Source organism: Rhodanobacter denitrificans (genome assembly GCF_003335105.1).
In the GTDB taxonomy this organism is placed as follows: domain Bacteria; phylum Pseudomonadota; class Gammaproteobacteria; order Xanthomonadales; family Rhodanobacteraceae; genus Rhodanobacter; species Rhodanobacter denitrificans_A.
On the sequence record NZ_QFWQ01000003.1, the window covers coordinates 478,857 to 503,685 of the forward strand.

The window sequence follows — 24,829 nt, forward strand, 5'->3', positions numbered from 1 at the left end:
AAGCCGGCTTTTTCATGCCTTGGTTTTGCCCCCCTACCTGCAGCTTTCGTAGGGCGGGCACCGCCCGCCGCTTTTACGTAGGGGCGGCAAGAGCCGGCGGGCACCGCCCGCCCTACGTCACGGGCAGGAACGGGCCGGTGCGTACCCGCCCACACGGCATCAACGGCGCGGGCGGAACTCTAGCGGCATCGGCTCGCCGGGCCGCGCGGTGGCCGGCGGCTTGGGGCCGCAGGCGCCGCAGGTGCTGCAGCCGTCGCTGCAATCGCCGGTGGCTTCACTCGGTTGCAGGCGCCGGCCGAAAGCCCGCGCCAGCGCGCCGCGGCCGGGCCGACTGAAGTGGATGGACGCGGCGGCCAGCCAGCGGTTGGTCGTTTTCCGCGCCAGCTTGCGCATCACGATCCACACGCTGGCCAGCACGATCAGCCCGACCACCACGTACTGCACAAGCAGGCCGGTGCTCATGTCAGCGCCCTCGTCACCTGGTACACCACGAACGACGCGGCGTAGGCCATCACGAACATGTAGCCGAACGAAATCGCCACGTTGCGCCAGGAATCGGTCTCGCGCTTGATGATCGCCAGGGTGGACATGCACTGCGGCGCATAGGCGAACCACACCAGCAGCGACAGCGCGCTGGCCAGCGGGATCTGCCCCGCCAGCGCCTGCCCCAGCCCCCCGCCCTCGCCGCCCACCAGGTAGACGGTGGCCAGCGCCGCCACCGCGGTCTCGCGTGCGGCAAACGCCGGGATCAACGCCAGGCTGATCTGCCAGTTGAAACCGATCGGCGCGAACACGTACTGCAGGCCGCGACCGATGTAGCCGGCGAAGCTGTAGTCGATCGCCGGCAGGGTTGCCCCCTCCGGCGCGCCCGGGAAGGTGGAGAGGAACCACATCAGCACGGTCAGGCCGAGGATCACCCCGGTCAGCCGCTTCAGGAAGATCATGCCGCGCTCGTACAGCCCGATCGCCACGTCGCGCGCTTTCGGCAGGCGGTACGAGGGCAGCTCCATCAGCAGCGCGTGTTCGCTCTTGTCGCGGCGCAGATGTTTCATCACCCAGCCCACCAGCATCGCGCCGAGGATGCCGGCCAGGTACAGCGCGAACAGCACCACGCCCTGCAGGTTGAACACGCCGAACACGTAGCGGACCGGAATGAACGCGCCGATCAGGAGTGCGTACACCGGCAGCCGCGCCGAGCAGGTCATCAGCGGCGCGATCAGGATGGTGGTGATGCGGTCGCGCGGGTCCTGGATGCTGCGCGTGCCCATGATGCCGGGGATCGCGCAGGCGAAGCTGGACAACAGCGGGATGAACGAGCGCCCGGTCAGCCCCACCGACAGCATCAGGCGGTCGAGCAGGAACGCCGCGCGCGGCAGGTAGCCGGATTCCTCCAGCGTGAGGATGAAGAAGAACAGCACCAGGATCACCGGCAGGAAACCCAGCACGGTGCCGAGGCCGCCGAACAGCCCGTCGACCACCAGGCTTCGCAGCGGTCCGGCCGGCATCAGCGCGGCGACGTGCTCGCCCATCCAGCCGAAGCCGTCGCCGACCAGGTCGCTCATCGGCTTGCCGGCCGCATAGACCGCCTGGAACACCAGGAACATCACCACCGCCAGGATCATCAGGCCGAACACCGGGTGCAGCGCCCAGCGATCCAGTGCGTCGTCGAGCTCGGCGGTGACCCGCGGCATGCGCACCGTCGCCGCCAGCAGCTTGCGCACCTGAGCATGCAGGTCGGCGCTGCTAGCCGCGTCGTCCGGCTGTACCGCCGCCGGGGGCACCTCGCCGTCGACCCGTTCGATCAGCGCCTGCGCGCCGCCGCGCCGCACCGCCACCGTCTCCACCACCGGCAGGCCCAGCCGCCGCTGCAGTTCCGGCACGTCGATCGCGATGCCGCGCGAGCGCGCGGTGTCCATCATGTTCAACGCCAGCACCACCGGGCGGCCCAGCCGCCTCACCTCCAGCACGAAGCGCAGGTGCAGGCGCAGGTTGGTCGCGTCGGCCACGCACACGATCAGGTCCGGCGGCGTCTCGCCCGGGTAGTTGCCGGCGCAGACGTCGCGGGTGATCTGCTCGTCCGGGCTGTTGGCGTCGAAGCTGTAGGCGCCAGGCAGGTCGAGGATCTGCAGCACGCGACCGGACGGGGCGGTGAAGCGGCCCTCCTTGCGCTCCACCGTGACGCCGGCGTAGTTCGCCACCTTCTGGCGGCCACCGGTGAGCAGGTTGAACAGCGCGGTCTTGCCGCAGTTCGGGTTGCCGACCAGGGCGATGCGCAGGGTCGACGCGCTCATGCCGCCACACCGGTGCGCACGCTGACCCGGGCCGCCTCGGCGCGGCGCAGGGCGAAGCGGGTGAAGCCGATCTGGATCAGCAGCGGATCGCCGCCCATCGGCCCCACCGCCACCACGCGCACCGGCTCGCCGTCGACGAAACCCAGGTCGCGCAGGCGTTGCGCGATCGGATCCGCCGCATGCGCGTCGTCCACGCGGTCGACCACGGCCGGGGCACCCTTGGGCAAATCGGACAAACGCACGGGCCGGATTCTCAAATAAGAACAATTCGCATTGTAGACCCTGGCCCGTCCCGCTGCACCACGCCGATTGCCGCACCCCCGGTGCGTTTATCATCGCGTTATTTGCAACCCGGGATCCGCGATGACCGACTCCATCCTCAGCGAACGCCGCGGCTCGGCTGCCTGGCTCACCCTGAACCGCCCGCAGATCCACAACGCGTTCGACGATGCGCTGATTGCCGCGCTCACCGAGGCGCTGGCCGCCGCCGATGCCGATCCAGCCGTGCGCACGGTGGTGCTCTCCGGCAACGGCAGCTGCTTCTCCGCCGGCGCCGACCTCAACTGGATGCGCGGCATGGCCGCCGCGAGCGAGCGGGAGAACCGCGAGGATTCGTTGCGCCTGGCGCGGCTGATGCGCACCCTACAGTTCCTGTCCAAGCCCACCGTCGCGCGCGTCAACGGCGCCGCCTACGGCGGCGGCGTGGGCCTGGTTGCCTGCTGTGACATCGCGATCGGCGTGGACAGCGCCAAGTTCGCGCTGTCGGAAGTGAAGCTGGGCCTGGTGCCGGCGGTGATTTCGCCCTACGTAGTCGCCGCGATCGGCCTGCGCGAGGCGCGCCGGCTGTTCGTCACCGGCGAGGTGTTCGACGCCGCCGAGGCGCAGCGCATCGGCCTGCTGCATGCGGTGGTGGCCGGCACCGAACTGGACGAGGCGATCGAGCGCCAGCTGTACCTGCTGGCCAAGGCCGGGCCGCTGGCCCAGCGCGAGGCGAAGCGGCTGGCGCTGCGCATCGGCGGCGCCGAGATGACCGAAGCCGAACGCATCGATACCGAAAACGCCGCGCTGATCGCCCGCCTGCGCGTGTCGCCGGAGGGCCAGCATGGGCTGGGGGCCTTCCTCGACAAGCGCGCGCCGGCATGGATCACCGGTTGACCCGCCCGACGCGACGCGAGTAATCCACATGACCGGACCCGTGCTCAACATCGATGAAGTCGTCGTCCAGACCGGCGCACTGCAAGGTGACACCGCGGCGCGCTATGACCTGCGCAAGGGCGAGATCGCCAGTCGCATCGGCGCCCGGAAACTGGGCTACCGCCTCACCGTGGTGGCGCCTGGCAAGCGCGCCTGCCCGTTCCACAGCCACCACAACGAAGAGGAGATGTTCTTCATCCTCGAGGGCACCGGCGAGCTGCGCCACGGCGATGCGCGCTACCCGCTGCGCGCGGGCGACGTGGTGGCCTGCCCGCCGGGCGGACCGGAAACCGCGCACCAGATCATCAACACCGGCACCGCCGAACTGCGCTACCTGGCGGTGAGCACGATGGAGCCGGTGGAAATATGCGAGTACCCCGACTCGGGCAAGTTCGGTGCCTTCGTCGACGGCGAGCCACGGACTTTCCGCCACATCGGCATGCCCGGCGACGCACACGACTATTGGGAAGGCGAATAGCGCCCTTGCTGCGCCCCGCATCTGCTAAGTTTCCGGGGCTTTGCCCCTGCCAAGGAGTCCACATGTTCGAACGCGTACTGATCGCCAATCGCGGCGAGATCGCCTGTCGCGTGATCCGCACCTGCCGACAGCTGGGCATCCGCAGCATCGCGGTGTATTCGGAGGCGGACAAGGACGCGCAGCACGTGCGGCTGGCCGACGAGGCGTGGCCGATCGGCGGACCGCTGCCGGCCGATTCCTACCTGCGCATCGACGCCATCCTCGACGCCGCGAAAAAGAGCGGCGCGCAGGCGATCCATCCCGGCTACGGCTTCCTGTCCGAGAACACCGCCTTTTCGCGCGCCTGCAAGGACGCCGGCATCGTGTTCATCGGCCCCGACCCCGAGAGCATCGAGGCGATGGGTTCCAAAGCCGCTGCCAAGCAACTGATGGCCGGACACGACGTGCCGCTGGTACCCGGCTACAGCGGCGACAACCAGGACAACGCCTTCCTCGCCGAACAGGCGCACAAGGTCGGCTATCCGCTGATCATCAAGCCCTCGGCCGGCGGCGGCGGCAAGGGCATGCAGATCGTGCGCTCGGACGCCGAATTCCCCGAGGCGCTGGCCACCGCGCAACGCGTGGCGCAGGCCGCTTTCGGCGACGCCTCGATGCTGCTGGAACGTTACGTGGAGCATCCGCGCCACATCGAATTCCAGATCTTCGGCGACCGCCACGGCAACATCATCCATCTGGGCGAACGCGAATGTTCCGCGCAGCGCCGCTACCAGAAGGTGCTGGAGGAAACCCCCTCGCCCTTCCTCACCCCGGAAAAACGCGCCGACATGGGCGCTGCCGCCGTAGCCGCCGCCCGCGCGGTGAACTACGTGGGCGCCGGCACGGTGGAGTTCATCGTCGGCCCCGCGGGCGATTTCCACTTCATGGAAATGAACACCCGCCTGCAGGTCGAGCATCCGGTCACCGAGCTGACCCACGGTGTGGACCTGGTTGAATGGCAGTTGCGCATCGCCGATGGCGAGCCGTTGCCGCTGGCCCAGGAAGACGTGGCTTCGCATGGCCACGCGATCGAAGTGCGGCTGTATGCCGAGGACCCCGACCAGAACTTCCTGCCCGGTTCCGGCAAGCTGCAGACCCTGCGCCTGCCAACGCCTTCCGAGCACGTGCGCCTCGACGGCGGCGTGATCGAAGGCGACACCGTGACGATTTTCTACGACCCGATGATCGCCAAGCTGATCGTGTGGGACGAGGATCGCCCGAAGGCGCTGCAGCGAATGCGCAAGGCGCTCGCCGTCAGCGAGATCATCGGCCCGAAATCCAACATCGGTTTCCTCGAACGGCTGGTGCGCCATCCAGTCGTGATCGAAGGCCGCATCGACACCGGCTATCTGGATCGCCACCTCGAAGAGTTCCTGCTCGGCGACGTGGTGCCAAGCGATACCGTTTTGTTCGCCGCCGCCACCGCCGCCCTGCTCCACGACGAGGTCAGCATCAGCGGCGACGCGGTCGACCCGCATTCGCCCTGGGCCCGCGCCGACGCCTGGCGCATCGGCCACGCCGGCAAGCGCATCGTGGCACTGACCGCGCGCGAACAACGCTACGATGTCGAAGCCCACGGCCACGCCGGCAACTATCAACTGCGCCACGGTGAAGCCACGGGCAAAGTGCGCGGCGCACGCCTGCTGGACGACTGCCTCAGCGCCCGCTTCGACAGCGAATCGCGCCGCGTGCCGCTGCGCGCCGACGCTGCCCACGTGCTGCTGCACGACGTCGATGGCCAGCGCTATAGCTTCAGCCGTGCCGCCGCCTTCGCGTGGGAAGCAAGAGACGCCGCCGGCGGCAACCAGATCATCACGCCAATGCCGGGTCGCGTCGTGCTGGTGAAAGCCAAGGCCGGTGATACCGTCGAACAGGGCCAGGAATTGCTGGTGATGGAAGCAATGAAGATGGAGCTGGCCTTGAAGGCACCACGCGCCGGCACCATCGAAAGCATTAATGCCACGCAGGGCGAGTTTGTCGAGGCGGACGCGGTGCTGGTCCGCTTCGCCGACTGAATCGCGCACTTAGGAGCCCGCTCACGGGCCATGCTCTTGCCCTGAAGCAGCAGCAAAGATCAATTCAACAGCATCGCCCGCAAGCGGGCTCCTACACGCCTCTACCGGAGTCGCCCATGAACCCGTCCAACCATGTCCGCATTGTCGAGGTCGGCGCCCGCGACGGCCTGCAGAACGAGAAGACCCTGCTGCCGGCCGAGGTGAAGATCGCGCTGATCGACCGGCTCTCCGCCACCGGCCTGCAGACGATCGAGGCGACCAGCTTCGTCAGCCCGAAGTGGGTACCGCAGCTGGCCGACGCGGCCGAGGTGTTTCGCGGCATCCGCAAGGTGCCGGGCGTGAGCTACCCGGTGCTGGTGCCCAACCTGCAGGGCTATGAGCGCGCGCGCGAAGCCGGTGCCACGGACATCGCGGTGTTCACCGCCGCCTCGGAAGCGTTCAACCGCAGGAACATCAACGCCTCGATCGACGAATCGATCGAACGCTTCGTCCCGGTGATGGAACAGGCCCAGGCCGACGAGGTGACGGTGCGCGGCTACGTCTCCACCGTGCTCGGCTGCCCGTACCAGGGCGAGGTGCCGGTGGCCGACGTGGTGCGCGTGGCGCGACGCATGTACGAGCTGGGCTGCGACGAAATCTCGCTGGGCGACACCATCGGCGTGGGCACTCCGGCCAGGGCGCGCGCGATGCTGCATGCGGTGGCGCAGGAGGTGCCGATCGACGCGCTCGCCGTGCATTTCCACGACACCTACGGCCAGGCGCTGGCGAACATCCTGGCCTGCCTGGAGGAAGGCGTGCGCGTGGTCGACAGCGCCGTCTCCGGCACCGGCGGCTGCCCCTACGCGAAGGGCGCCACCGGCAACGTGGCCAGCGAGGACGTGGTCTACATGCTGCACGGGATGGGCATGGAAACCGGCGTCGACCTCGACCTGCTCGTCGCCACCGGCGCCTGGCTCGCCGCGCAACTGCACAAGGAAACCGCCAGCCGGGTCACCCGGGCGCGCACCGCCGTCGGCTGACTCGCCCGCGATACTCGCGCGACTCGTTATGATCGAAACCTCGATCGACGAGGGGATGGAAACGATGCGCGCAAGCCCGATGATCCGGCGAACGACGGTACTCCTGCTGCTCCTGCTGTGCACCGTGCTCGCGCCCGCGACGGCGGCTGGCACCACGCCCAAGGGCGACTGGCTGCTGCTGCCCGAACGGGTGTGGACCGCCGACGGCGACGCCGCGCACACCGGCTGGGCCGTGCTGGTGCGCGACGGCACGATCGCCGCGGTGGGCCCGCGCGAAAGCATCCAGGCCCCTGCCGACGCCCAGCGCATCGAACTGCCCGGCGCCACGCTCACGCCCGGCCTGATCGACCTGCACTCGCACCTGTTCCTGCACCCGTACAACGAGACGCTGTGGAACGACCAGGTGCTCACCGAGCCGCAGGACTACCGCACGCTGGAAGCCGCCAGACACGCGCGCGACACCCTGCTCGCCGGCTTCACCACCCTGCGCGACCTCGGCACCGAGGGCGCCGGCTACGCCGACGTGTCGATCAAGCGCGCGATCGAGGAAGGGCTGATTCCCGGCCCGCGCATGTTCGTCGCCACCCGCGCCATCGTCGCCACCGCCAGCTATGGGCCGGGGCCGCGCGGCTTCCGTCCCGACCTGGACCTGCCGCAGGGCGCGCAGCCGGTGACCGGCGTGGATGCCGCCGTGGCGGCCGTGCGCGAGCAGGCCGCGCGCGGCGCGGACTGGATCAAGCTGTACGCCGACTACCGCGTGGGCGACCACGGCCAGACCATGCCCACGCTGTCCCCGGCCGAGATCAGAGCCATTGTGGAGGCAGCCCACCAGATCGGCCGTCCGGTCGCCGCGCATGCGGCCAGCGAGGCCGGCGTGCGCAACGCGGCGGAAGCGGGCGTGGACACCATCGAGCACGGCTACGGTGCCAGCGAGGCCACCTTCCGCCTGCTGAAGCAGAAGGGTATCGCCTACGAGCCCACGCTCACCGCGGTGGAAGCCACTTCCGAGTATTTCCAGCACTACGTGCCTGGGCAGTCGGCGCCCACGCCAGCCATGCAGGAAGCCGCCCGCGCGTTCCGCACCGCGCTGAAGCTGGGCGTCACCATCGGCAATGGCAGCGACGTGGGCGTGTTCGCACACGGCGAGAACTGGCGCGAGCCGGCCGCGATGGTCGTCGACGGCATGACGCCGGCGCAGGCGCTGCACGCCGCCACCGACGTGGCGGCGAAGATCCTGCGCCAGCCGCAGCGCCTCGGCCGCATCGCACCGGGCCTGGCCGCCGACCTTGCCGCCTTCGCGGGCGACCCTGCCACACACATCGACGCCCTGCAGCACCCGGTGTTCGTGATGAAGGACGGCAGCATCTACCGCCGCCCCTAGCCGCAGGCGCGCGCGTCGATCAGTCGAGCGCGATGCGCAGGAACGGGGACGGCTCGCGCTCCACGAACTCGCGCCGCACATGCGCGAGCAGGTCGCGCTGGCTGCCGAACGGCAGCAGCCCGCACGCCTCGTCGAACGTCGCCCAGCGGAACGCGGAGTGCTCGCCGTTCAAACGCACCGCGACGTCGTCGGCCACGCGCGCCACGAAGGCGGGCACCAGCTCGATGCCGTCGCTCCGCACTGAATAGAACTGCTCGCAGAAACTGGTCGCATGCAGCGTCGCGGGCAGCAGGCGGGTCTCCTCGCGCAACTCGCGCAACGCGGCCTGCCAGCCGGTTTCGCCGGCCTCGACATGGCCGGCGACGTAGCTCCACACGCCGTCCAGGTATGCGCCGGCGCGGCGCACCAGCAGCATCCGGGTGCCGCTGCCCGTACCGCGCAGCACCAGCACGGACACCATGCGGCATCGCACAGGCAGGCCCGGTGCGGAGCTCATGCCGACGCCAGCGGCTGGCGACTGGCCGCCGCGCTCGGCCAGCGTCGGGCCGTCGTCCAGCCGCAGCGCCGGTTCTGCCCGGCCGGGTTGATCGCAAGCCAGGCGGGCTCGCGGTTCCCGCCGGCCATCACGTCCACCGTCGCGCCAGCTGCAGGCGTTTTTCCAGCACGAACATGCGCAGGCAACGCGGCGCGGAGCTTATGGCATCGTAGATCAGCACGGCACGACTCCCGGACGGCACCAGCTCGGGCACACTACACCCTCCTCCTTTCCCCGCACCTTGTTTCCATGACCCACGACTATCTGATCCGCCCGATCGAGCCTTCCGACAACGCGGCAATGGCCGCGATCATCCGCGCCGTGATGCCCGAGTTCGGCGCCGACGGCCCCGGCTTTGCGATCCACGACGCCGAGGTGGACACGATGTGCGAGGCCTACACGCAGCCACGCAGCAGCTATTTCGTGGTCGAGCGCGACGGGGTGGTGATCGGCGGCGGCGGCGTGGCGCCGCTGCAGAATGCCGAAACGGACGTCTGCGAACTGCGCAAGATGTATTTCCTGCCTGCCGCGCGCGGCATCGGCGCAGGTGCGGCGGTGATGCAGCGCTGCCTGGACGCGGCGCGCACGCATGGCTTCCAGCGCTGCTACCTGGAAACGCTGACCGGCATGGACGCAGCCCAGGCGTTGTACAAGCGCAGCGGTTTCACGCCGTTGTGCGCACCGATGGGCGGCACCGGACACTTCAGCTGCGACCGCTTCTTCATCCGCGAACTGTGACTGCCATGGCCGCCATCCGCACCGCCCGCGACGAAGACGCCGCTGCCATCCACGCGATCTACGCGCCCTCGGTCCTCGATGGCGTGGCCACCTTCGAAACCGGATTGCCCGGCGTGGAGGCCATGCGCGAGCGCCTGCGCGCCCGCCTGCAGCATTACCCGTGGCTGGTGTGGGAAGAAGCCGGCGAGGTGCTGGCGTACGCGTACGCCGGACGCTTCCGCGAACGCGCCGCCTACGACTGGATCGCCGAGACCTCGATCTACGTGCGCGCCGACGCGCACCGTCGCGGCATCGCGCGCCGGTTGTACGGTGGGCTGCTGGACGTGATGCAACTGCAGGGCATCACCCAGGCGGTCGGCGTGATCACGCTGCCCGGCACGGCCAGCGTGGAGATGCACGAGGCGATGGGTTTCACCCCGGCGGGGGTGTGGCGCCAGTGCGGTTACAAGCTGGGGCAGTGGTGGGACGTGGGCGTCTGGCAGAAGGAGCTGCAGGTCGCCGCGAATCCACCCGCGGCCGTCACCCCGTTTCCCCGGCTGCCGCCTGTGCAGCTGCAAGCGCTGCTGGAAAGCCGGCGCTGAACTCCCAACGCACGTAGGGCGGGCACGGCTCGCCGCTCTTCCTCACGACGCCGAAGAGCCAGAGCCGGCGGCCGTGCCCGCCCTACGGCTGTCCCCCACGACGCCGAGGAGCCGAGCCAGTGGCCCGTGTCCGCCCTGCGCAAGGAGTTGCATGAAAAACGGCGCGCCCGCGATGCGGACGCGCCGTCATGCCTGCAAGCCGGCTCAGTGGCCGAGCAGCAGGTCGACGATCACGCCGGTGGCGATCGCCACCAGCAGGTAATCGCCGTTGTCGCTGCGCACCCAGCGATAGCCGCGCGGCGGTTCGCGCAGGTCGGCGTCACGCCAGTCGTACACCACGTAGCGGGTGCTGCGGTATTCCTCCGGCAGGTAGCCGCCACGCTTGTACCAGCCCTCGTGGCGACCGCGATCGTGCCAGTTCTTGTAGTGGCCGTAGGCATGGCCGCGGCCATGGCCGTGACCCGGTCCCTGGTCGTCGCCATCGTCGTTGCTCACATAGCGGCCACCATCATCGTCGTAGCCGCGATCACGGTTGCCGTCATCCTGTTCGTTGCGGTCCCCGCCGTGCCCCCGGCCGTGTCCGTGACCTTGTGCCAGCACGGAGCCACTGCCCAGCATCAGCATTGCCCCCAAAACAGCAGACAGACCCAGTAGCTTCTTCATACGTTGCTCCCCATCCTCGATGGAAAAAGACCGCCCGGACGAGTCCGGACCAGCCTGGTGGTTCGAGTGCAAGATGGCCGCCGCTGCCCCAACGCGGCGTGAATCCACTGCCATGGCAGGTTTTGCGTTCAGCCTGCAGCAACCTGCGCCGGTCGGCTACCATGGCGGCCTTTCGGCACCGGTTACCCAAGGATTCCCCATGCAGCTGGATCAGGTCAAGGCAATCATCACCGGCGGCGCCTCCGGTCTCGGCCACGCGGTGGCGCAGCACCTGGTGGCGAACGGCGGCCAGGTCGCGCTGTTCGATGTCAACGAGGACAAGGGCCAGGGCGCTGCGCGGGAACTGGGCAAGGCCGCGCGCTTCTTCCGCACCGACGTCACCTCCGAGGACGGCGTCGCCACCAACGTGGCCGCCGCGCACCATGCAATGGGCGGCCTCAACGTGGTAATGAACTGCGCCGGCATCCTCGGCGCCGGCCGCGTGCTGGGCAAGGAAGGCGCGATGCCGCTTTCCACCTTCGCCACTACCGTGATGGTGAACCTGGTCGGCAGCTTCAACGTGGCCAAGGCCGGCGCGGCGCTGATGCAGGGCAACCCGGCGGGCGAGGACGGCGAGCGCGGCGTGATCGTCAACACCGCCAGCGTCGCCGCCTACGAAGGCCAGATCGGCCAGGCCGCCTACTCCGCCTCCAAGGGCGGCGTGGTCGGCATGACCCTGCCGATGGCTCGCGAGCTGGCGCGCTTCGGCATCCGCGTGGCGACCATCGCGCCGGGCATCTTCTGGACCCCGATGGTGGACGGCATGCCCGAGTCCGTGCAGCAGTCGCTGTCCGCCTCGATCCCGTTCCCCTCGCGGCTGGGCAAACCCGAGGAATTCGCGCAGACCGTCGCCTTCATCCTCGGCAACCGCTACATCAACGGCGAGACGATCCGCCTGGATGGCGCGGTGCGGCTGCAACCCAAGTAAGCGAGAAGTGAGTGGAGAGGAGTGAGGAACGAGTAAAAAGCTCGCCTCCCTCCGAACCTGCCGCTTCTCTCTCTTTTCTCACTTCTCTCAACTCATTCCTGCCCCTATGAAAGCTTCCGACGTCAAGAAAGGCAACGTGGTCGAACACGACGGCACCGTCTACCAGGTGCGCGACATCGAGCGCAGCTCGCCGAGTGCGCGTGGCGGCAATGTCACCTTCCGCTTCACCCTGTATTCGATCCCGGGCGGCCGCAAGTTCGATCTCAGCTTGCGCGCCGACGACGAGCTGAAAGAAATGGATCTGGTGCGCCGCGCCGCGAACTTCTCCTACATGGACGACGGCGCGTTCGTCTTCATGGACGCCGAGGATTACACCCAGTACCTGCTGTCGCCGGAACTGGTGGGCGACAACGCCGGCTACATCGTCGAGAGCGTCGAAGGCTACTACGTGCAGCTGATCGACGACGCGCCGGTCGGCCTGCAGGTCCCTACCAGCGTGGTGCTGACCGTGGTCGATACCGCGCCCGAAATGAAGGGCTCCAGTGCCACCAAGCGCACCAAGCCGGCCAAGCTCGACACCGGCATCGAGATCCAGGTGCCCGAGTACATCACCAACGACGAAAAGGTGTGGGTGAATACGCTGACCGGCGAGTTCGCCGGCAGAGCCTGAGAGCAGGAACAAGTGGAAGGGAGTGAGGAACGGGTGGTTTTGTCATACTCGACTCCCGCCCCTCTTCACCCGCTTCCCGCCCCATGTCCTCCAGCGCCTATTCGCTACGCGCGCATGCGATTGAGAGCCTGACCGCGATCAAGCGGCCGGACGTGCCGTGGCGGGTGGTGCTGCGCAATACCGCGGCGGTGGTGCTGCCGCTGGCCGCAGGCATGGCAACCGGCCATCCGCAGGTCGGACTGGGCGTGGCCGCCGGCGCACTGGACACGATGTTCTCCGACCAGCCCGGGCCCTACCGCCAGCGCCTGCGGCAACTGCTGCTGGCGTCCCTGGCCGCCGGCCTCGCCGCCCTGGTGGGTTTCCTGATCGGCGGCCAGTTGCTGCCGATCCTGCTCGCCACCGCCGCCTGCGGCTTCTTCGGCGGCCTGCTGGTGGTGTTCGGCACGGATACCGCGCGGGTCGGCATGACCAGCATGATCCTGCTGGTGATCACTGCGTCGACCCCGACCTCGCTCGCTCACGCACTGGGTGGCGCGGCACTGATTTTCGCCGGCGGCTTGCTGCTGATGGTGTTCTCGCTGGCGGCGTGGCCGCTGCAGCGTTACTGGCCGGAGCGCATGGCACTGGCCAACGTGTACACGGGGCTGGCGGAACTGGCCAGGCAGCCGTCGCATGACGAGGCCGACGTGCCCGCATTGACCGAGGCGATGACCACGCTGCAGCACACCCTGCTCGGCCGCGACCGCGCGCATGGCCGCGCGATGGAAGCGTTCGGCGTGCTGCTGGAACTGGCCGAGCGGATCCGGCTGGAACTCACCGCGATGAGCGCATTGCACGCCGCCCCCGCCATCCATGCGCTGTTCCGCGGCGATGCCGCCCGCGTGCTGGCGACGATCGCCGAAGCGCTGGAACGCGGCGACTCGCCCGAACAGGCCGACCATGCGCTGCAGACCCTGCGCGCCAGCGAGCACGCCCTGCTCGACAGCGGCGGCGACGCCGACGGCCTGGCCGCGCATATCCATGCACTGGCCGGCCAGCTGGCCGCCGCGGTGCGCAACGCCGACTGGGCCGGCAGCAGCGGCGAACTGCGCGCCAGTGCCGCGGAAACCCGGCTGCCCACGTCGCTGCGCAGCAGTTCTCCCTGGGCCACCCTGCGCGCCAGCCTCACCCCGCGTTCGGTGGCGTTCCGCCACGCCGTGCGCATGGCGGTCTGCCTCAGCGCCGCCCTGTGGATCTCTCGCCTGCTGCAACTGCCGCACGGCTACTGGCTGCCGATGACCGCGGCGATCGTGCTGCGCCCGGACTTCGCCGCCACCTTCAATTTCGGCCTGCTGCGCGTGCTTGGCACCGTGCTCGGGCTGGTGCTCACCACCGTGCTGCTGCACATCACGCCGGACGAACCGTGGGCACACCTGGCGCTGATGGCGGTGCTGTGCATGGCGTTCCGCTACCTGGCCGGCGCGCACTACGGCATGGCAGTGGCGGCACTGACCGGCACCGTGGTGATCCTGCTCTCGTTCGAAGGGGTCAACCCCGGCCTGGCCGTATCCGACCGTGTGCTCAACACCGCGCTCGGCTGCGGCATGGCCCTGCTCGCCTATGTGGCGTGGCCGACCTGGGAGCGCGGCCGCGCGCGCGCCGCGCTGGCGGTGATGCTGGATGCGTACGCCAGCTACCTGCAGGCGCTGGCGCAGCCCGGGCAGACCGCCATTCACAACGACACGCGTACTGCGGCGCGCACCGCGCGCACCAATGCGCAGGCCTCGATCGACCGCATGCGCACCGAACCGGCCACGCCGCCGGAACTGCTGGCGCTGGCGCGCGCGCTGTTCGCCAACGGCAACCGCCTCGCCCGTACCGCGATGACGCTGGAAGCCACCCTCGACGATCTCGCCACGCTGGCCGAACCGGCAGGCATCTCCCGCTTCGTAGAGCAGGCGGCCGGCGCCGTGCGGACGGTTGCCGCCGCCTTGCGCGAACGGCGTCCGGCTGCCCCGCTGCCCGATCTGCGCGCAATGCAGCGCCACCTGGTCGCCACGATGCAGGCAGGCGGCGACCCCGCTGCCGCCGAGTTGCTGACGCGGATCAGCGACCGCTTGGTCGACAACATCAACACGCTGGCCCACGTGACGAACCGCACCCGGCCGGACGTACCCGCCTCGGCGTAGCCTTGCGCATGTGCGGGCGCAACGCGACGCCATGGCGCGGAGGTTTTACACTGCGCGGATGCTGAAGATCGACACGCACGCGCACATCCTGCCCCGCGACTGGCCGAACCTCGCAGCCAAGTACGGCGATGACCGCTTCCCGGTGATGACGCATACCGACGGGCGCCACCGCATCTACAAGGACAGCCGCTTCTTCCGCGAAGTGTGGGATTCGGCGTTCGACCCGCAGACGCGCATCGACGACTACGCCCGCTTCGGCGTCGACGTGCAGGTGATCTCCACCGTGCCGGTGCTGTTCTCGTACTGGGCGCCCGGCCACCAGGCGCTGGAACTGCACCGCCACCTCAACGAGCACATGGCCGGCATCTGCCGCGACTTCCCGCGCCACTACGCCGGCATCGGCACCGTGCCACTGCAGGCGCCGCAACTGGCCGTGCGCGAGCTGGAACGCTGCATCGACGAGCTGGGCCTGCAGGGCGTGCAGATCGGTTCGCACTGCGGCGACTGGAACCTGGATGCGCCTGAGCTGTTCCCGTTCTTCGAGGCTGCTGCCGATCTCGGCGCCGCGGTGCTGGTGCACCCCTGGGACATGATGGGCATGGCCAGCATGCCGAAATACTGGATGCCGTGGCTGGTCGGCATGCCAGCCGAGCAGTCGCGTGCCGCCTGCTGCCTGGTCTTCGGCGGCGTGCTGGAGCGGCTGCCGAAGCTGCGCGTGATGCTGGCCCACGGCGGCGGCAGCTTCCCCTCGACGATCGGCCGCATCGAGCACGGCTTCCGGATGCGCCCCGACCTGGTCGCCACCGACAACCCGCGCAATCCGCGCGAGTACCTCAAGCGCTTCTATTTCGACTCCTGCGTGCACGACGACCAGGCGCTGCGCTATCTGCTGGATGTGACGGGCGCCCGCCAGGTGATGCTCGGCACCGACTATCCTTTTCCGCTGGGGGAACAGGAACCCGGCAGCGGCATCGAGGCGCTGGGCCTGGACGAAGCCGACCGTGCGCGCCTGTTCCACGGCACCGCGCTGGAATGGCTGGGTCTGCCCCGCCGCCGCTTCGCTCCCGATCCCATCCCGAAGGAACCCGCATGAGCCTCCTGCGCAGCACCACCCTCGCGATCGCCTTCGCCAGCGCCCTGCTGGCCGGCGGTGCACGCGCCGCCGACGTCAGCATGGCCGACGGCAGCGTCCACTTCAGCACGCCGGACAACTGGCTCGGCATCATGGAAACCCAGGGCGACCCCGAAGCCCGCGTATTCCAGGTGCCCGACCCGTCGCCCACCGGCAGGAACAGCCTCGCCCGCGTCACCGTCACGGTGAAGCAGGTGGCCGACCTCAACGGTTTCAACCAGTACCGCAGCGACGCCACCGCGAAAGCCATGGCGTTGCCCGGCTACAAGGCCGCCGCGGTGCCGCCGGGTCCGAACAGCAACGTCTACACCGCGCAGGAAAACGCCGCCACCTTCAGCTATACCGAGCACTACTGGTTCAAGAACGGCCATGCGATCCAGCTGCGCTGCATGCGCCCCAGCCAGACCCAGGCCGGTGCCGACTGGAAGGCCGCCTTTGACAAGGGCTGCGACGCGATCGCCGCGCAACTGAAATAACCTGCCATCGACTCCCTCCTCTGCCCCGCAGGGGAGGGTTGGGGTGGGGTTGCTCTTGATCTTCCCGCCAGCTCGGACAACCCCTCACCTGAAGGACTCCTTTCAGTCGCCAACCTCCCCCTGCACACGGGGGGAGTAGCCAATACACCGAAGAGATCGTTCGATGCCCGCAAGTTTCGAAGCCACCCCCGACTGGGCCAATGCCCAGGACGCCGCCGACCCGCTGCGCGCGTTCCGCGACGAGTTCCTGATCCCGCCGCACGAAGGCCGTGACAGTACGTACTTCTGCGGCAATTCGCTGGGCCTGCAGCCGCGCGCGGTGCGCGAAGCCGTCAACGCGGAACTGGACTACTGGGGCGAGCTGGGCGTGGAAGGCCACTTCAAGGGCCGCCTGCCGTGGATGGATTACCACGAGTTCGTGCGCGACGACCTCGCCGCCGTGGTCGGCGCGAAGCCCGTCGAAGTAGTGGCGATGAACACCCTGGGCGTGAACCTGCACCTGATGATGGTGAGCTTTTACCGCCCCACCGCCGAGCGGCCGGCGATCCTGATCGAAGGCGGCGCATTTCCCACCGACCGTTACGCGGTGGAATCGCAGATCCGCTTCCACGGCTTCGATCCAGCCAGCGCGCTGATCGAACTGCAGCCCGACGAACCCAACGGCACCACCTCACTCGCCGCGATCGAACGCGCGCTGGCCAAACATGGCTCGCGCATCGCGCTGCTGCTGCTGCCCGGCGTGCAGTACCGCACCGGCCAGGCCTTCGACCTCGAGGCGATCACCGCACTCGGCCACAAGCACGGCTGCACCGTCGGCTTCGACCTTGCCCATGCCGTCGGCAACCTGCCGCTGCAACTGCACGACAGCGGCGCCGACTTCGCGATCTGGTGCAGCTACAAGTACCTCAACAGCGGCCCCGGCGCGATCGGCGGCGCGTTCGTGCACGAACGCCATGCGCAAGCCGTGCTGCCGCGCTTCGCCGGCTGGTGGGGCCACGACAAGGCCACCCGCTTCCAGATGGGCCCCGAATTCGCGCCAACGGCAGGTGCCGACGGCTGGCAGCTGTCCAACCCGCCGATCCTCGCCCTGGCGCCGTTGCGCGTGTCGCTGCAGGTCTTCCGCCGTGCCGGCATGAGCGCACTGCGCGAGAAGTCGCTGCAACTCACCGGCTACCTGGAATGGCTGGTGCAGACGCAACTCGCCAACGTGCTGCAGGTGGTGACCCCCGCCGAACCGCAACGCCGCGGCGCCCAGCTCTCCATTCGCGTGATCGGCGGCCGCGAGCACGGCCGTGCCCTGTTCGACTACCTGATGGACCACGGCATCATCGGCGACTGGCGCGAACCCGACGTGATCCGCATCTCGCCAGCGCCGCTGTACAACCGGTTTGCGGATTGTCTGGCGTTTGCGGAGGCGGTTCGGGCGTGGAGTCGGGGCTGACACACCCGACACGTCGATTGCCTGTGCCCGCCGCCCCTTGCCGACAGTCGTGACTCTCAGCTTCCGGCGACGCTGACTGCGCCCGCGCCAGCCAGCTTTTGGGCAGACATCGTCTGCCGACCAACCTTGCAGCATTACGGCAAACCGCCTCTATACTCGCCACAGTCAGAGAAGGTGACGCCGTGGAAGAGTTCCTTGCCCGCCTGAGACAGCACAAGCTGGTGCAATGGGCGATCGGTTACGCCGCCGTGGCGATAGCACTGATCCCCGTCTTGGATGTAATTGCCGTGCAGTTCGGCTGGCCGGAAGGTTTGCGGCGAGGCATAACACTCGCGCTGATCATGGGGTTCTTCGTAGTACTGGTAGTGGCGTGGTATCACGGTGAGCGCAGCGCACAGAAAATGCCGCGCTCCGAAATGCTGGCGGTCGCAGGTCTGGTCATCCTCAGCAGCGCACTGATGTGGCGTGTGGCGCCGGTTGCCCACGATGCCGTCGCCATAACCCGCACGACAGCAACGATCGATGCCGCGACACTTGCCGCCAAACTGGCGAAGATCTCGGACAAGTCCGTCGCCGTGCTGCCGCTGGCCAACGAAAGCGGCGATCCGAAGCGGCAGTACTTCTCCGACGGCCTATCCGAGGAGCTGATCTCCGACCTCACCCAGATCAACGGGCTGAAAGTGATCGGCAAGTACTCCAGCTTCAAGTTCCGCGATTCCGAGGACAGTCCGGCGCAGATCGGCGCGGCGCTCGGGGTGGCCAACCTGATCCAGGGGTCGGTGTTCCAGCAAGGCGATCGCATTCGGGTCACGGTGGGCATGATCCGCGCCAAGGACGGCAGCAATGTCTGGTCGCACAGTTACGATGAGCAGCTCAAAGACGTGTTCGCGATCCAGTCGAAGATCGGCCAGGCCGTCGCCGCTGCGCTCAAAGTCCAGTTGCTGGGGAAGGCCATCATCTCAAGCGACAAACCGCCCGGTGGCAATGTCGAGGCTTACCAGCTGATGCTGCAAGGGCGCGCGTTTGCCGTGCACTTCACCGAATCAGACATGCGCCAAGGCATCGCGCTGCTCGAACAGGCAATCAAGCTCGAACCCAACTACGCCTATGCCTGGGGCGCACTGTCCACTGCCTTGGTCAATCAGGGGCAGATATCCATGACCGGCGATGCGCGCCAACAGGCGTACGAGCAAGCCCGCAAGGCGGCAGACAGGCAGCAGGCGCTGATGCCGGACGCGGCCGCTACCTACAGTGCTCGCGGTTACTTGTTGTCGAACGTCGATAACGATCCGGTGGGTGCGCTGGATGAATACAGGAAGGCGTTGGCGCTGGAACCGAACGATGGCAGAACGATGAATTTCATGGCCTACGGACTGGCGACCGTCGGGCAACTGCAGCCGGCGGCGGAGCTGATGCGCAAAGCCATCGCCACGGATCCGTTGAAAGCCGACAGGTATGCCAATCTGGCTGCCGTACTGTTGGCGCAAGGCCAGTTCGATGCTGCCGAACAGGCGACGCGCAAGGTACTGGCCTTGCAGCCGGATTTCCCGGGGATGTATGCGACCCTGGCCGAGATCGACATCCTGCGTGGCGATACCGCCGCCGCGCTGCGCAACGCGAAGCAGGAAACCGACCCGGTACTTGGATCGCTGGTGCATTCACTGGCGGAACAGATCGGTCCGCATCACAAACAGGCCGACGCGGCCTTGCACGATTACATCGCCAAAAACGGCAAGGATCAGCCTTACTTCGTCGCCGACCTGTACGCACTGCGCAAGCAACCCGACGAAATGTTCGACTGGCTTCAGCGTGCCTGGAATCAACACGATCCGGCCTTTTTCAGCCTGCTCTTCGACCCCTTCCCGCTTGCCTACCAGCACGATCCGCGTTTTGCTGCCTTGTGCAAGCAGGCGGGGTTGCCATTGCCGAGCCAGCGGTTGCCCGCGGCGGTCAGCGCCAGCGGACATTGAGCGACCGCTGGCGTACATGCCGGACGCGCCAAAAATGCAGCCCCTGCTACGGGGGCTGCTCAAAGTCAACGAACCTCAAGCTGTGGCCGTCAGCCAGCCCGGCGCCGGCGCAAACCCACGAACACGCCGATCAGCAGGAGACCCAGTCCGAAGATACCCAACGCCTTCGGCTCCGGCACCGTGTTCAGGACGAAATCGCTGCCCAACAGAATGTTGCCGTTGTCGGTACCGCTCTGGTCCGTGGTGCTGGATGCAACCCAGATATCGGTGATGCTCTGGCCGAGAAGGTCCGCGGCGGTAAAGTTGAGCATGCACTGCGCCGCGTGACCGGGCCAGTTGCCGAAGCCGGTGCAGCTATCCAAGACGATCGGCGTGCAGCTACCGCCCACCGTGCAAGTGGCTCCGAGCAGATAGCCGGTTTCATCACCGCCCAAACTTGCTGCGTTGACCGAGCCGAGATACAGCGTCAGGCTTTTCCAGCCGGTGAGCTGGCTGATGTTCAGGTCCAGCATCTGCCAGGGCGTGGCGCCAATCTCGAGCTCGCCGCACTCGCTACCGGATGGTTGCTGGTTGCAGGTGACGCCCATGCCCGTTTCGGCGGCAGATCCAGATTTATACGACGTGACGGCGTTGCTCCAGACGTGATTGTCGTATTCCCAGGCGGTGAGGGTCACGGTACCGTGCGGGTCACCGATGACCGGAGACGTCCAGCTATGGCTGCCGGCAGCATCCTGAAGTCCTACGTGGATGGGTAAGGCGCTGGCGCCGAAGGACACCAGATCCAGCAATGCACCGCAGCCCACTGCTAGCGATGTGAGCAAGGATTTATGCATGTTCAACCCCTTGAAAAAACCGTGAGGGCTTTCCCTGGAATCTGAATCCATCAGCCGTCCATGGAATCAGGGCTCGCTAGGCCTCGCTCTGAGACCTAACTGAAGGCATATTGCATGCCATGTTTCCAGTCGATTGATTTTGTTAGTTATTGGATTTTTTCATTTCAGATTTCATGCCAAAAATGAAAAGTATTCCGACAGATCAGAATCGCCAAAACGGTGATTTCGGATCTGCAACCTCCGCATCCCTCAGGTTGAAAGGTAGAATTTTGTGTACTCGGGCTGTGAGTTACCCTGCCCCGCAGACCATGAAGCGCTCCACCGTGAGCGCCTCCGCACCCATCGGCCCGCAGGCGTGCAGGCGGGTGGTGGAGATGTCGATCTCGGCACTCAAGCCCAATTCCCAGCCGTCGCTGAAGCGGGAGGAGGCCTAGCCGTAGCGGCGGATGTGGGCGATGGCGTCGTCGAAGCTGTCCACCACGCGCGCGGCGAACTTCAATCGAACCATCCCGCAAGCTTGCCGCGTCGGAGTATTTGGTCGCCGATACCGTGACGGCTTCGCCGACCTCGGCGGCGTTCATGGTGTCCTTTGTCCGGCGTTGCGCCTGTCCGCCAGCGCCAGCTCACCCAGGGACAGCTGCGCCGCGGCGAGCGAGTAGTAGCCGAAGATCTTCGATGGTGACGTGCCATCGACCATCACATGCGTGGTGGCGGCGCCGGCACGATGATGCTGGGTGGCCAGCTCATGCAGGTAGCGGTTGAGCGAGAGCTCGCCGCAATCGAAGCCTGCGCGATCGTGGATGCGGCCATCCAGCCGTTGAACGACGAGCACCGCTCAGCGCCGCGCCAGGCCGCGTTCCATCGCCTTCTTCAGCCGCCCGTTGGGTGCAAACGACTTGCCCAGCGCAACGAGGAAGCGACGCGACTCCTCCGCCGACAGCGTGACCGAGAGCTCGGCAGCCATCACGTTCTCGGCCTCGCGCAGTACCGCCTCGCGCACGAAGATGGACAGCGGCACGCCGCGCAAGTCGGCGGCGCGGCGCCTGCCGCCGCCAGCTCACCGACCGGCAAACACCACTGCCGGCTGCAGCTTCACCACCGGGCGCACGCTGATCAAGGCGGCCGCCACGCTCACCAGGACGACGCCCAGCAGCCCCGCCAGCGGGGTGAACCACATCATGCGGAACGGGAATCCCAGCCGGACGACGACCTCGCCGGCGATGCCGCACAAGCCTAGTCCCATGCCGGTGCCCAGCAAGGCACACATCGCGGCCTGCGCCAGCACCATCGCGGTCAGCGTTCCCGACGGCGTGCCCAGTGCCTTGAGCACGGCGTACTGGCTCTGGTGCTCGTAGGTGAACATGTAGAGCATGACGCCGGTGACGCCGAAACCCATGGTCATCGCCAGCGTGAGCATCGCCGCGATGTCGCCGACGTCCTCGGAGTTGACCAGGAACCAGCGCACCGTGTCGGACTTGAAATCCGCCGTGCTGCGCGCGCGCAGGCCCGTGCGCTGCTCGATGCGCCTGGCCACCTCGCGCGGCGAGGCGCCCGCCACGGTCCGCGCCATCACGAAGGTCAGTGTATGCGGCTCCACCGGCAGGATGCGCAGTGCGTTGGACAGCGTGGTGTAGAGCAGCGGCCGTGGCGGGTAGCGCGGCACGGTCGAGGACTGGCCCAGCACGCGCACGAGGTGCTCGTTGACCAGCAGCTCGTCGCCGCCGCGCAGCTCGCGCGTCGGCGCATCCAGGTGCGCGCCGTCGTGCGGCCACTGGTCCCGCGCCAGCGCCGGCGTCTCCAGCTTGCCGCTGGTGCCGCCCGCGTCGACGATCACCGCATCGCGCGCGCGTAGCTCGTCCGGGTTCCGTCCGGGCACCACCGGCGCACCGGCCAGCGAGGCATCGTCCACGCCGATCACCTGGAAGGTCTGGAACTGTCCGTTCGCGAAACGCACGTCCGCGTTGCCCAGCGCCAGCGGCACCGCGCGGCTGACGCCCTCGACGCTGCGCACCCGGTCCAGCGCGGATGCCGACATGTTGATGGTCTGCTCCACGGACTGGACCGCCGGGTCCATCACCCACACGTCGGTGGCGCCATTCTCGGAGATCAGCGCGAAGCCGTTGGTCATGAAGCCGCAGAAATACGAGGCGGCGAAGGTGACCAGGAAGGAAGTGAACGCGATCCCGAACAGCAGCCCCACGAACTTCGCGCGATCCGCCGCCAGCATCTTCAGCGCGATGCGGAACATCAGCGCTTTCCGCCCGCCGGCTTGCCCGGCGCGGCCGGCACCTCGATGAAGGCATCCATCTGCTGCCCGAGGTAGACCGGCAGCGTGCCGCGCTCGAAGCTGTAGATCACCTGCAGCACGCGGACGTCGGTGCGCTCCGTGCTCAGCCCGGTCAGCGACGTCTTGGGGGTGACGTACGGCTCGATGTACTCGAAGCGCAGCGGGATGGACAGGCGGGGATTGCCGCGCACGAACGCGCGCGCCTGCGTGTGCGGGCGGACGCGCCACGCGTCGTTCTCGTCGATGTCCACGCGCAGGTACATGCGCTGGTCGTCGCCGATCAGCACCAGCGGCTTGGCCACCTCGCCTGCCGGCGCGAACTCGCCCACCCGCACGTTGACCTGCAGGATGCGTCCGGCGATGGGGGCATGGACCTCCGCGCGGGCGATATCGACTTCGATCTGCTGCTCGGTCGCCGCAGCCGTCTCCACCGCGGAGGCGGCCGCCTCCATATCGTCCTTGGCATTGGTCAGCGCCTCGACGCTGAGGGCAGCCTTGTCGAGGCGCTGCAGGTGCGTGAGGTAATCCAGCCGGTGCACGGGCTTCGCCAGGGCCGCCCGGGCCAGCCGGACATCGGCCTTGGCCACACCCAGGCGCGCCTGCAGGTCGCGGTCGTCGATCCTGAAGAGCGGAGCGCCGGCTTCGACCTCCTCGCCCGGCCGCACGGCGATCGCGCTGACCACCCCGGGCACGGCGGTGCCAACCGACACGTTGCCCAGGCCGGTTTCGGTGATGCCGGTGCCGACCACATAGTCGGCGAACGGCACCTGTTCGACCGGCGCGGCCGAGGTCGTCGCCACGGCCGAATCGCCGGAGCGGAAGACCACTGCCACTGCGATGATTGCGCCGGCCAGCGCCAGGCCAGACAGCAGGTAGATCCGCTTCTCGAATGGCGCCATCACGACTGCGCCCCCTGCCGCCCGCCCTCGCTGACCTCGACGATCCGCCCGTCCTCCATGCGCGCCATGCGGTCGGCGTAATCGAAGGTCCGGTTGTCGTGCGTGACCACGATGAGCGCCCGGTCGGACGCACGGGCCACGCCGCGCAGGATGTCCATCATCTCGTGTCCCGTCTTCGCATCGAGGTTGCTGGTCGGTTCGTCGCATACCACCAGTTTCGGATCGTGCACCAGGGCACGCCCGATGGCGACGCGCTGCTGCTGTCCGCCGCTGAGCTTGCGCGGCAGCACATCGGCGCGCGCCCCCAGCCCGACTTCCTCAAGCACGGACCTGGCACGCTGCTCAGCCACCTCCCGCGCCACGCCGGACACCAGCAGCGGCACCGACACGTTCTCCAGCGCCGTGAGCGCAGGCAGCAGGTTGAAGGCCTGGAAGACGAAACCGACGGACTCGCCGCGAAAACGCGTCCGCTCCGCCTCCGTCATGCGGCCAACGTCGCGGCCCAGCACCTCGCAGCTGCCGTCATCCTGGTCGAGGATCGTGGTGATGATCGAGATCAGGGTGGTCTTGCCGCAACCCGACGGCCCCACCAGCATCAGCAATTCCCCGCTGCGCACATCGAGATCGACGCCGCGCAACGCATCCACGCGCTCGTTGCCCGAACCATAGTGCTTGGTCAGGCCGCGGCAGCGCACGGCGGGTTCCTGGTCTGCGCCTGTCATCGATGACTGCTGCCTTCAGGAGTATCAAGGCCGGATTGTAGCCCGCGACCATGAACGCGGAAGGCATGGACGCTGCGCAAGAAATCTCGCGCAGCCACCAGCGGCCGGCGACTCTCCAGCACGCCGATTCCGGCGCTGGCGTCGCTGCGCATGTCGCTGCGGATCCTCCGCCACGCCGGCATGGTGCAACTGCGCGAAAGGCTTCTTCAGCTCATCCGTGGAATGCTGGCCGCGAGCGCCGCCGCGTCCTGTTCGACCGCCTGATGGACCACAGCATCATGGGTGAGTGGCGCAAACCCGTCGTGATCCGCCCGTCCATCCCGCGCACCACCG

General features: G+C 67.9%; 24 protein-coding genes and 2 pseudogenes. 14 read left to right on the top strand and 12 right to left on the bottom strand.

Annotated elements, in window-relative coordinates:
* Nucleotides 1-159: 159 nt before the first annotated feature.
* From DEO45_RS04480 to DEO45_RS04490, 3 genes are read right to left on the bottom strand one after another with little or no spacing between them, the layout of a single operon-like run.
* Complete coding sequence (locus DEO45_RS04480) at nt 160-462, bottom strand: DUF6587 family protein (RefSeq protein ID WP_114341082.1); 303 nt, start codon at nt 460-462, stop codon at nt 160-162.
* Complete coding sequence (gene feoB / locus DEO45_RS04485) at nt 459-2,291, bottom strand: ferrous iron transporter B (RefSeq protein ID WP_114341083.1); 1,833 nt, start codon at nt 2,289-2,291, stop codon at nt 459-461. Before feoB ends, DEO45_RS04480 begins: the two co-directional genes overlap by 4 nt.
* Nucleotides 2,288-2,533, bottom strand: coding sequence for a FeoA family protein (locus tag DEO45_RS04490; protein WP_114341085.1), 246 nt, complete (start codon nt 2,531-2,533; stop codon nt 2,288-2,290). The genes feoB and DEO45_RS04490 overlap by 4 nt, the downstream gene beginning before the upstream one ends.
* A gap of 121 nt (nt 2,534-2,654) precedes the next feature.
* On the opposite strand from DEO45_RS04490, the gene DEO45_RS04495 reads away from it, so the two are divergent.
* From DEO45_RS04495 to DEO45_RS04515, 5 genes are all read left to right on the top strand, one after another.
* Nucleotides 2,655-3,446, top strand: a complete 792-nt coding sequence (locus DEO45_RS04495; RefSeq protein ID WP_114341086.1) for an enoyl-CoA hydratase-related protein — start codon at nt 2,655-2,657, stop codon at nt 3,444-3,446.
* A gap of 28 nt (nt 3,447-3,474) precedes the next feature.
* Complete coding sequence (locus tag DEO45_RS04500; RefSeq protein ID WP_114341087.1) at nt 3,475-3,963, top strand: cupin domain-containing protein; 489 nt, start codon at nt 3,475-3,477, stop codon at nt 3,961-3,963.
* A gap of 62 nt (nt 3,964-4,025) precedes the next feature.
* The gene (locus DEO45_RS04505) at nt 4,026-6,014 is read left to right on the top strand and encodes an acetyl/propionyl/methylcrotonyl-CoA carboxylase subunit alpha (RefSeq protein WP_114341088.1); all 1,989 of its coding nucleotides are present in this window, start codon (nt 4,026-4,028) and stop codon (nt 6,012-6,014) included.
* A 116-nt stretch (nt 6,015-6,130) separates the two neighbouring features.
* Nucleotides 6,131-7,033 (top strand): hydroxymethylglutaryl-CoA lyase, encoded by a 903-nt coding sequence (locus DEO45_RS04510; RefSeq protein WP_114341089.1) that lies wholly within the window; start codon nt 6,131-6,133, stop codon nt 7,031-7,033.
* A 64-nt stretch (nt 7,034-7,097) separates the two neighbouring features.
* Nucleotides 7,098-8,414: a metal-dependent hydrolase family protein gene (locus DEO45_RS04515; protein WP_114341322.1), complete on the top strand. Its 1,317-nt coding sequence runs from the start codon at nt 7,098-7,100 to the stop codon at nt 8,412-8,414.
* Between the two features lie 19 nt (nt 8,415-8,433).
* Here DEO45_RS04515 and DEO45_RS04520 read toward each other — a convergent pair whose 3' ends face one another.
* The gene (locus DEO45_RS04520; RefSeq protein ID WP_114341323.1) at nt 8,434-8,910 is read right to left on the bottom strand and encodes an NUDIX hydrolase; all 477 of its coding nucleotides are present in this window, start codon (nt 8,908-8,910) and stop codon (nt 8,434-8,436) included.
* Nucleotides 8,911-9,198: 288 nt separating this feature from the next.
* Between DEO45_RS04520 and DEO45_RS04530 the strand changes: the two genes are divergently transcribed.
* Together DEO45_RS04530 and DEO45_RS04535 are read left to right on the top strand one after the other, a co-directional pair.
* Entirely contained in the window at nt 9,199-9,687 is a 489-nt protein-coding gene (locus tag DEO45_RS04530) for a GNAT family N-acetyltransferase (protein WP_114341090.1), read from the top strand.
* A gap of 5 nt (nt 9,688-9,692) precedes the next feature.
* Nucleotides 9,693-10,268 (top strand): GNAT family N-acetyltransferase, encoded by a 576-nt coding sequence (locus DEO45_RS04535; protein WP_114341091.1) that lies wholly within the window; start codon nt 9,693-9,695, stop codon nt 10,266-10,268.
* Nucleotides 10,269-10,472: 204 nt separating this feature from the next.
* Here the strand turns inward: DEO45_RS04535 and DEO45_RS04540 are convergent, their stop codons facing one another.
* Nucleotides 10,473-10,931 (bottom strand): RcnB family protein, encoded by a 459-nt coding sequence (locus DEO45_RS04540; RefSeq protein ID WP_114341093.1) that lies wholly within the window; start codon nt 10,929-10,931, stop codon nt 10,473-10,475.
* Nucleotides 10,932-11,130: 199 nt separating this feature from the next.
* Here DEO45_RS04540 and DEO45_RS04545 point away from each other — a divergent pair, with 199 nt between their 5' ends.
* The 7 genes from DEO45_RS04545 (at nt 11,131) to DEO45_RS04575 (ending at nt 19,755) form a co-directional block, all read left to right on the top strand.
* Nucleotides 11,131-11,898, top strand: a complete 768-nt coding sequence (locus DEO45_RS04545; RefSeq protein WP_114341095.1) for an SDR family NAD(P)-dependent oxidoreductase — start codon at nt 11,131-11,133, stop codon at nt 11,896-11,898.
* A 106-nt stretch (nt 11,899-12,004) separates the two neighbouring features.
* Nucleotides 12,005-12,568 carry an elongation factor P-like protein EfpL gene (efpL, locus tag DEO45_RS04550; RefSeq protein ID WP_114341096.1) on the top strand — a complete coding sequence of 188 codons (564 nt, stop codon included), beginning with the start codon at nt 12,005-12,007 and terminating at the stop codon, nt 12,566-12,568.
* A gap of 83 nt (nt 12,569-12,651) precedes the next feature.
* Nucleotides 12,652-14,736 carry an FUSC family protein gene (locus DEO45_RS04555; protein ID WP_114341098.1) on the top strand — a complete coding sequence of 695 codons (2,085 nt, stop codon included), beginning with the start codon at nt 12,652-12,654 and terminating at the stop codon, nt 14,734-14,736.
* A 58-nt stretch (nt 14,737-14,794) separates the two neighbouring features.
* Nucleotides 14,795-15,829 (top strand): amidohydrolase family protein, encoded by a 1,035-nt coding sequence (locus DEO45_RS04560; RefSeq protein WP_114341100.1) that lies wholly within the window; start codon nt 14,795-14,797, stop codon nt 15,827-15,829.
* On the top strand, nt 15,826-16,344 hold the full coding sequence (locus DEO45_RS04565) for a hypothetical protein (RefSeq protein WP_114341101.1): 519 nt from the start codon (nt 15,826-15,828) through the stop codon (nt 16,342-16,344). Before DEO45_RS04560 ends, DEO45_RS04565 begins: the two co-directional genes overlap by 4 nt.
* 163 nt (nt 16,345-16,507) lie before the next feature.
* Nucleotides 16,508-17,785, top strand: a complete 1,278-nt coding sequence (gene kynU / locus DEO45_RS04570) for a kynureninase (protein WP_114341102.1) — start codon at nt 16,508-16,510, stop codon at nt 17,783-17,785.
* A 182-nt stretch (nt 17,786-17,967) separates the two neighbouring features.
* Nucleotides 17,968-19,755 (top strand): tetratricopeptide repeat protein, encoded by a 1,788-nt coding sequence (locus DEO45_RS04575; RefSeq protein ID WP_147269681.1) that lies wholly within the window; start codon nt 17,968-17,970, stop codon nt 19,753-19,755.
* Nucleotides 19,756-19,844: 89 nt separating this feature from the next.
* On the opposite strand, the gene DEO45_RS04580 is transcribed toward DEO45_RS04575, so the two are convergent.
* From DEO45_RS04580 to DEO45_RS04610, 7 genes and pseudogenes are all read right to left on the bottom strand, one after another.
* Nucleotides 19,845-20,588 (bottom strand): PEP-CTERM sorting domain-containing protein, encoded by a 744-nt coding sequence (locus tag DEO45_RS04580; protein ID WP_189339675.1) that lies wholly within the window; start codon nt 20,586-20,588, stop codon nt 19,845-19,847.
* A 289-nt stretch (nt 20,589-20,877) separates the two neighbouring features.
* A pseudogene (locus DEO45_RS04585) lies at nt 20,878-21,018 on the bottom strand (glutamate-5-semialdehyde dehydrogenase); the annotation flags it as partial.
* A 147-nt stretch (nt 21,019-21,165) separates the two neighbouring features.
* Nucleotides 21,166-21,420, bottom strand: a complete 255-nt coding sequence (locus DEO45_RS04590) for a hypothetical protein (RefSeq protein WP_114341105.1) — start codon at nt 21,418-21,420, stop codon at nt 21,166-21,168.
* Nucleotides 21,421-21,423: 3 nt separating this feature from the next.
* A pseudogene (locus DEO45_RS04595) lies at nt 21,424-21,618 on the bottom strand (DUF1778 domain-containing protein); the annotation flags it as partial.
* Between the two features lie 27 nt (nt 21,619-21,645).
* The gene (locus DEO45_RS04600) at nt 21,646-22,836 is read right to left on the bottom strand and encodes an ABC transporter permease (RefSeq protein ID WP_114341107.1); all 1,191 of its coding nucleotides are present in this window, start codon (nt 22,834-22,836) and stop codon (nt 21,646-21,648) included.
* Nucleotides 22,836-23,774, bottom strand: a complete 939-nt coding sequence (locus DEO45_RS04605) for an efflux RND transporter periplasmic adaptor subunit (protein WP_114341108.1) — start codon at nt 23,772-23,774, stop codon at nt 22,836-22,838. Before DEO45_RS04605 ends, DEO45_RS04600 begins: the two co-directional genes overlap by 1 nt.
* On the bottom strand, nt 23,774-24,496 hold the full coding sequence (locus DEO45_RS04610; protein WP_114341109.1) for an ABC transporter ATP-binding protein: 723 nt from the start codon (nt 24,494-24,496) through the stop codon (nt 23,774-23,776). The genes DEO45_RS04605 and DEO45_RS04610 overlap by 1 nt, the downstream gene beginning before the upstream one ends.
* Nucleotides 24,497-24,829: the final 333 nt, after the last annotated feature.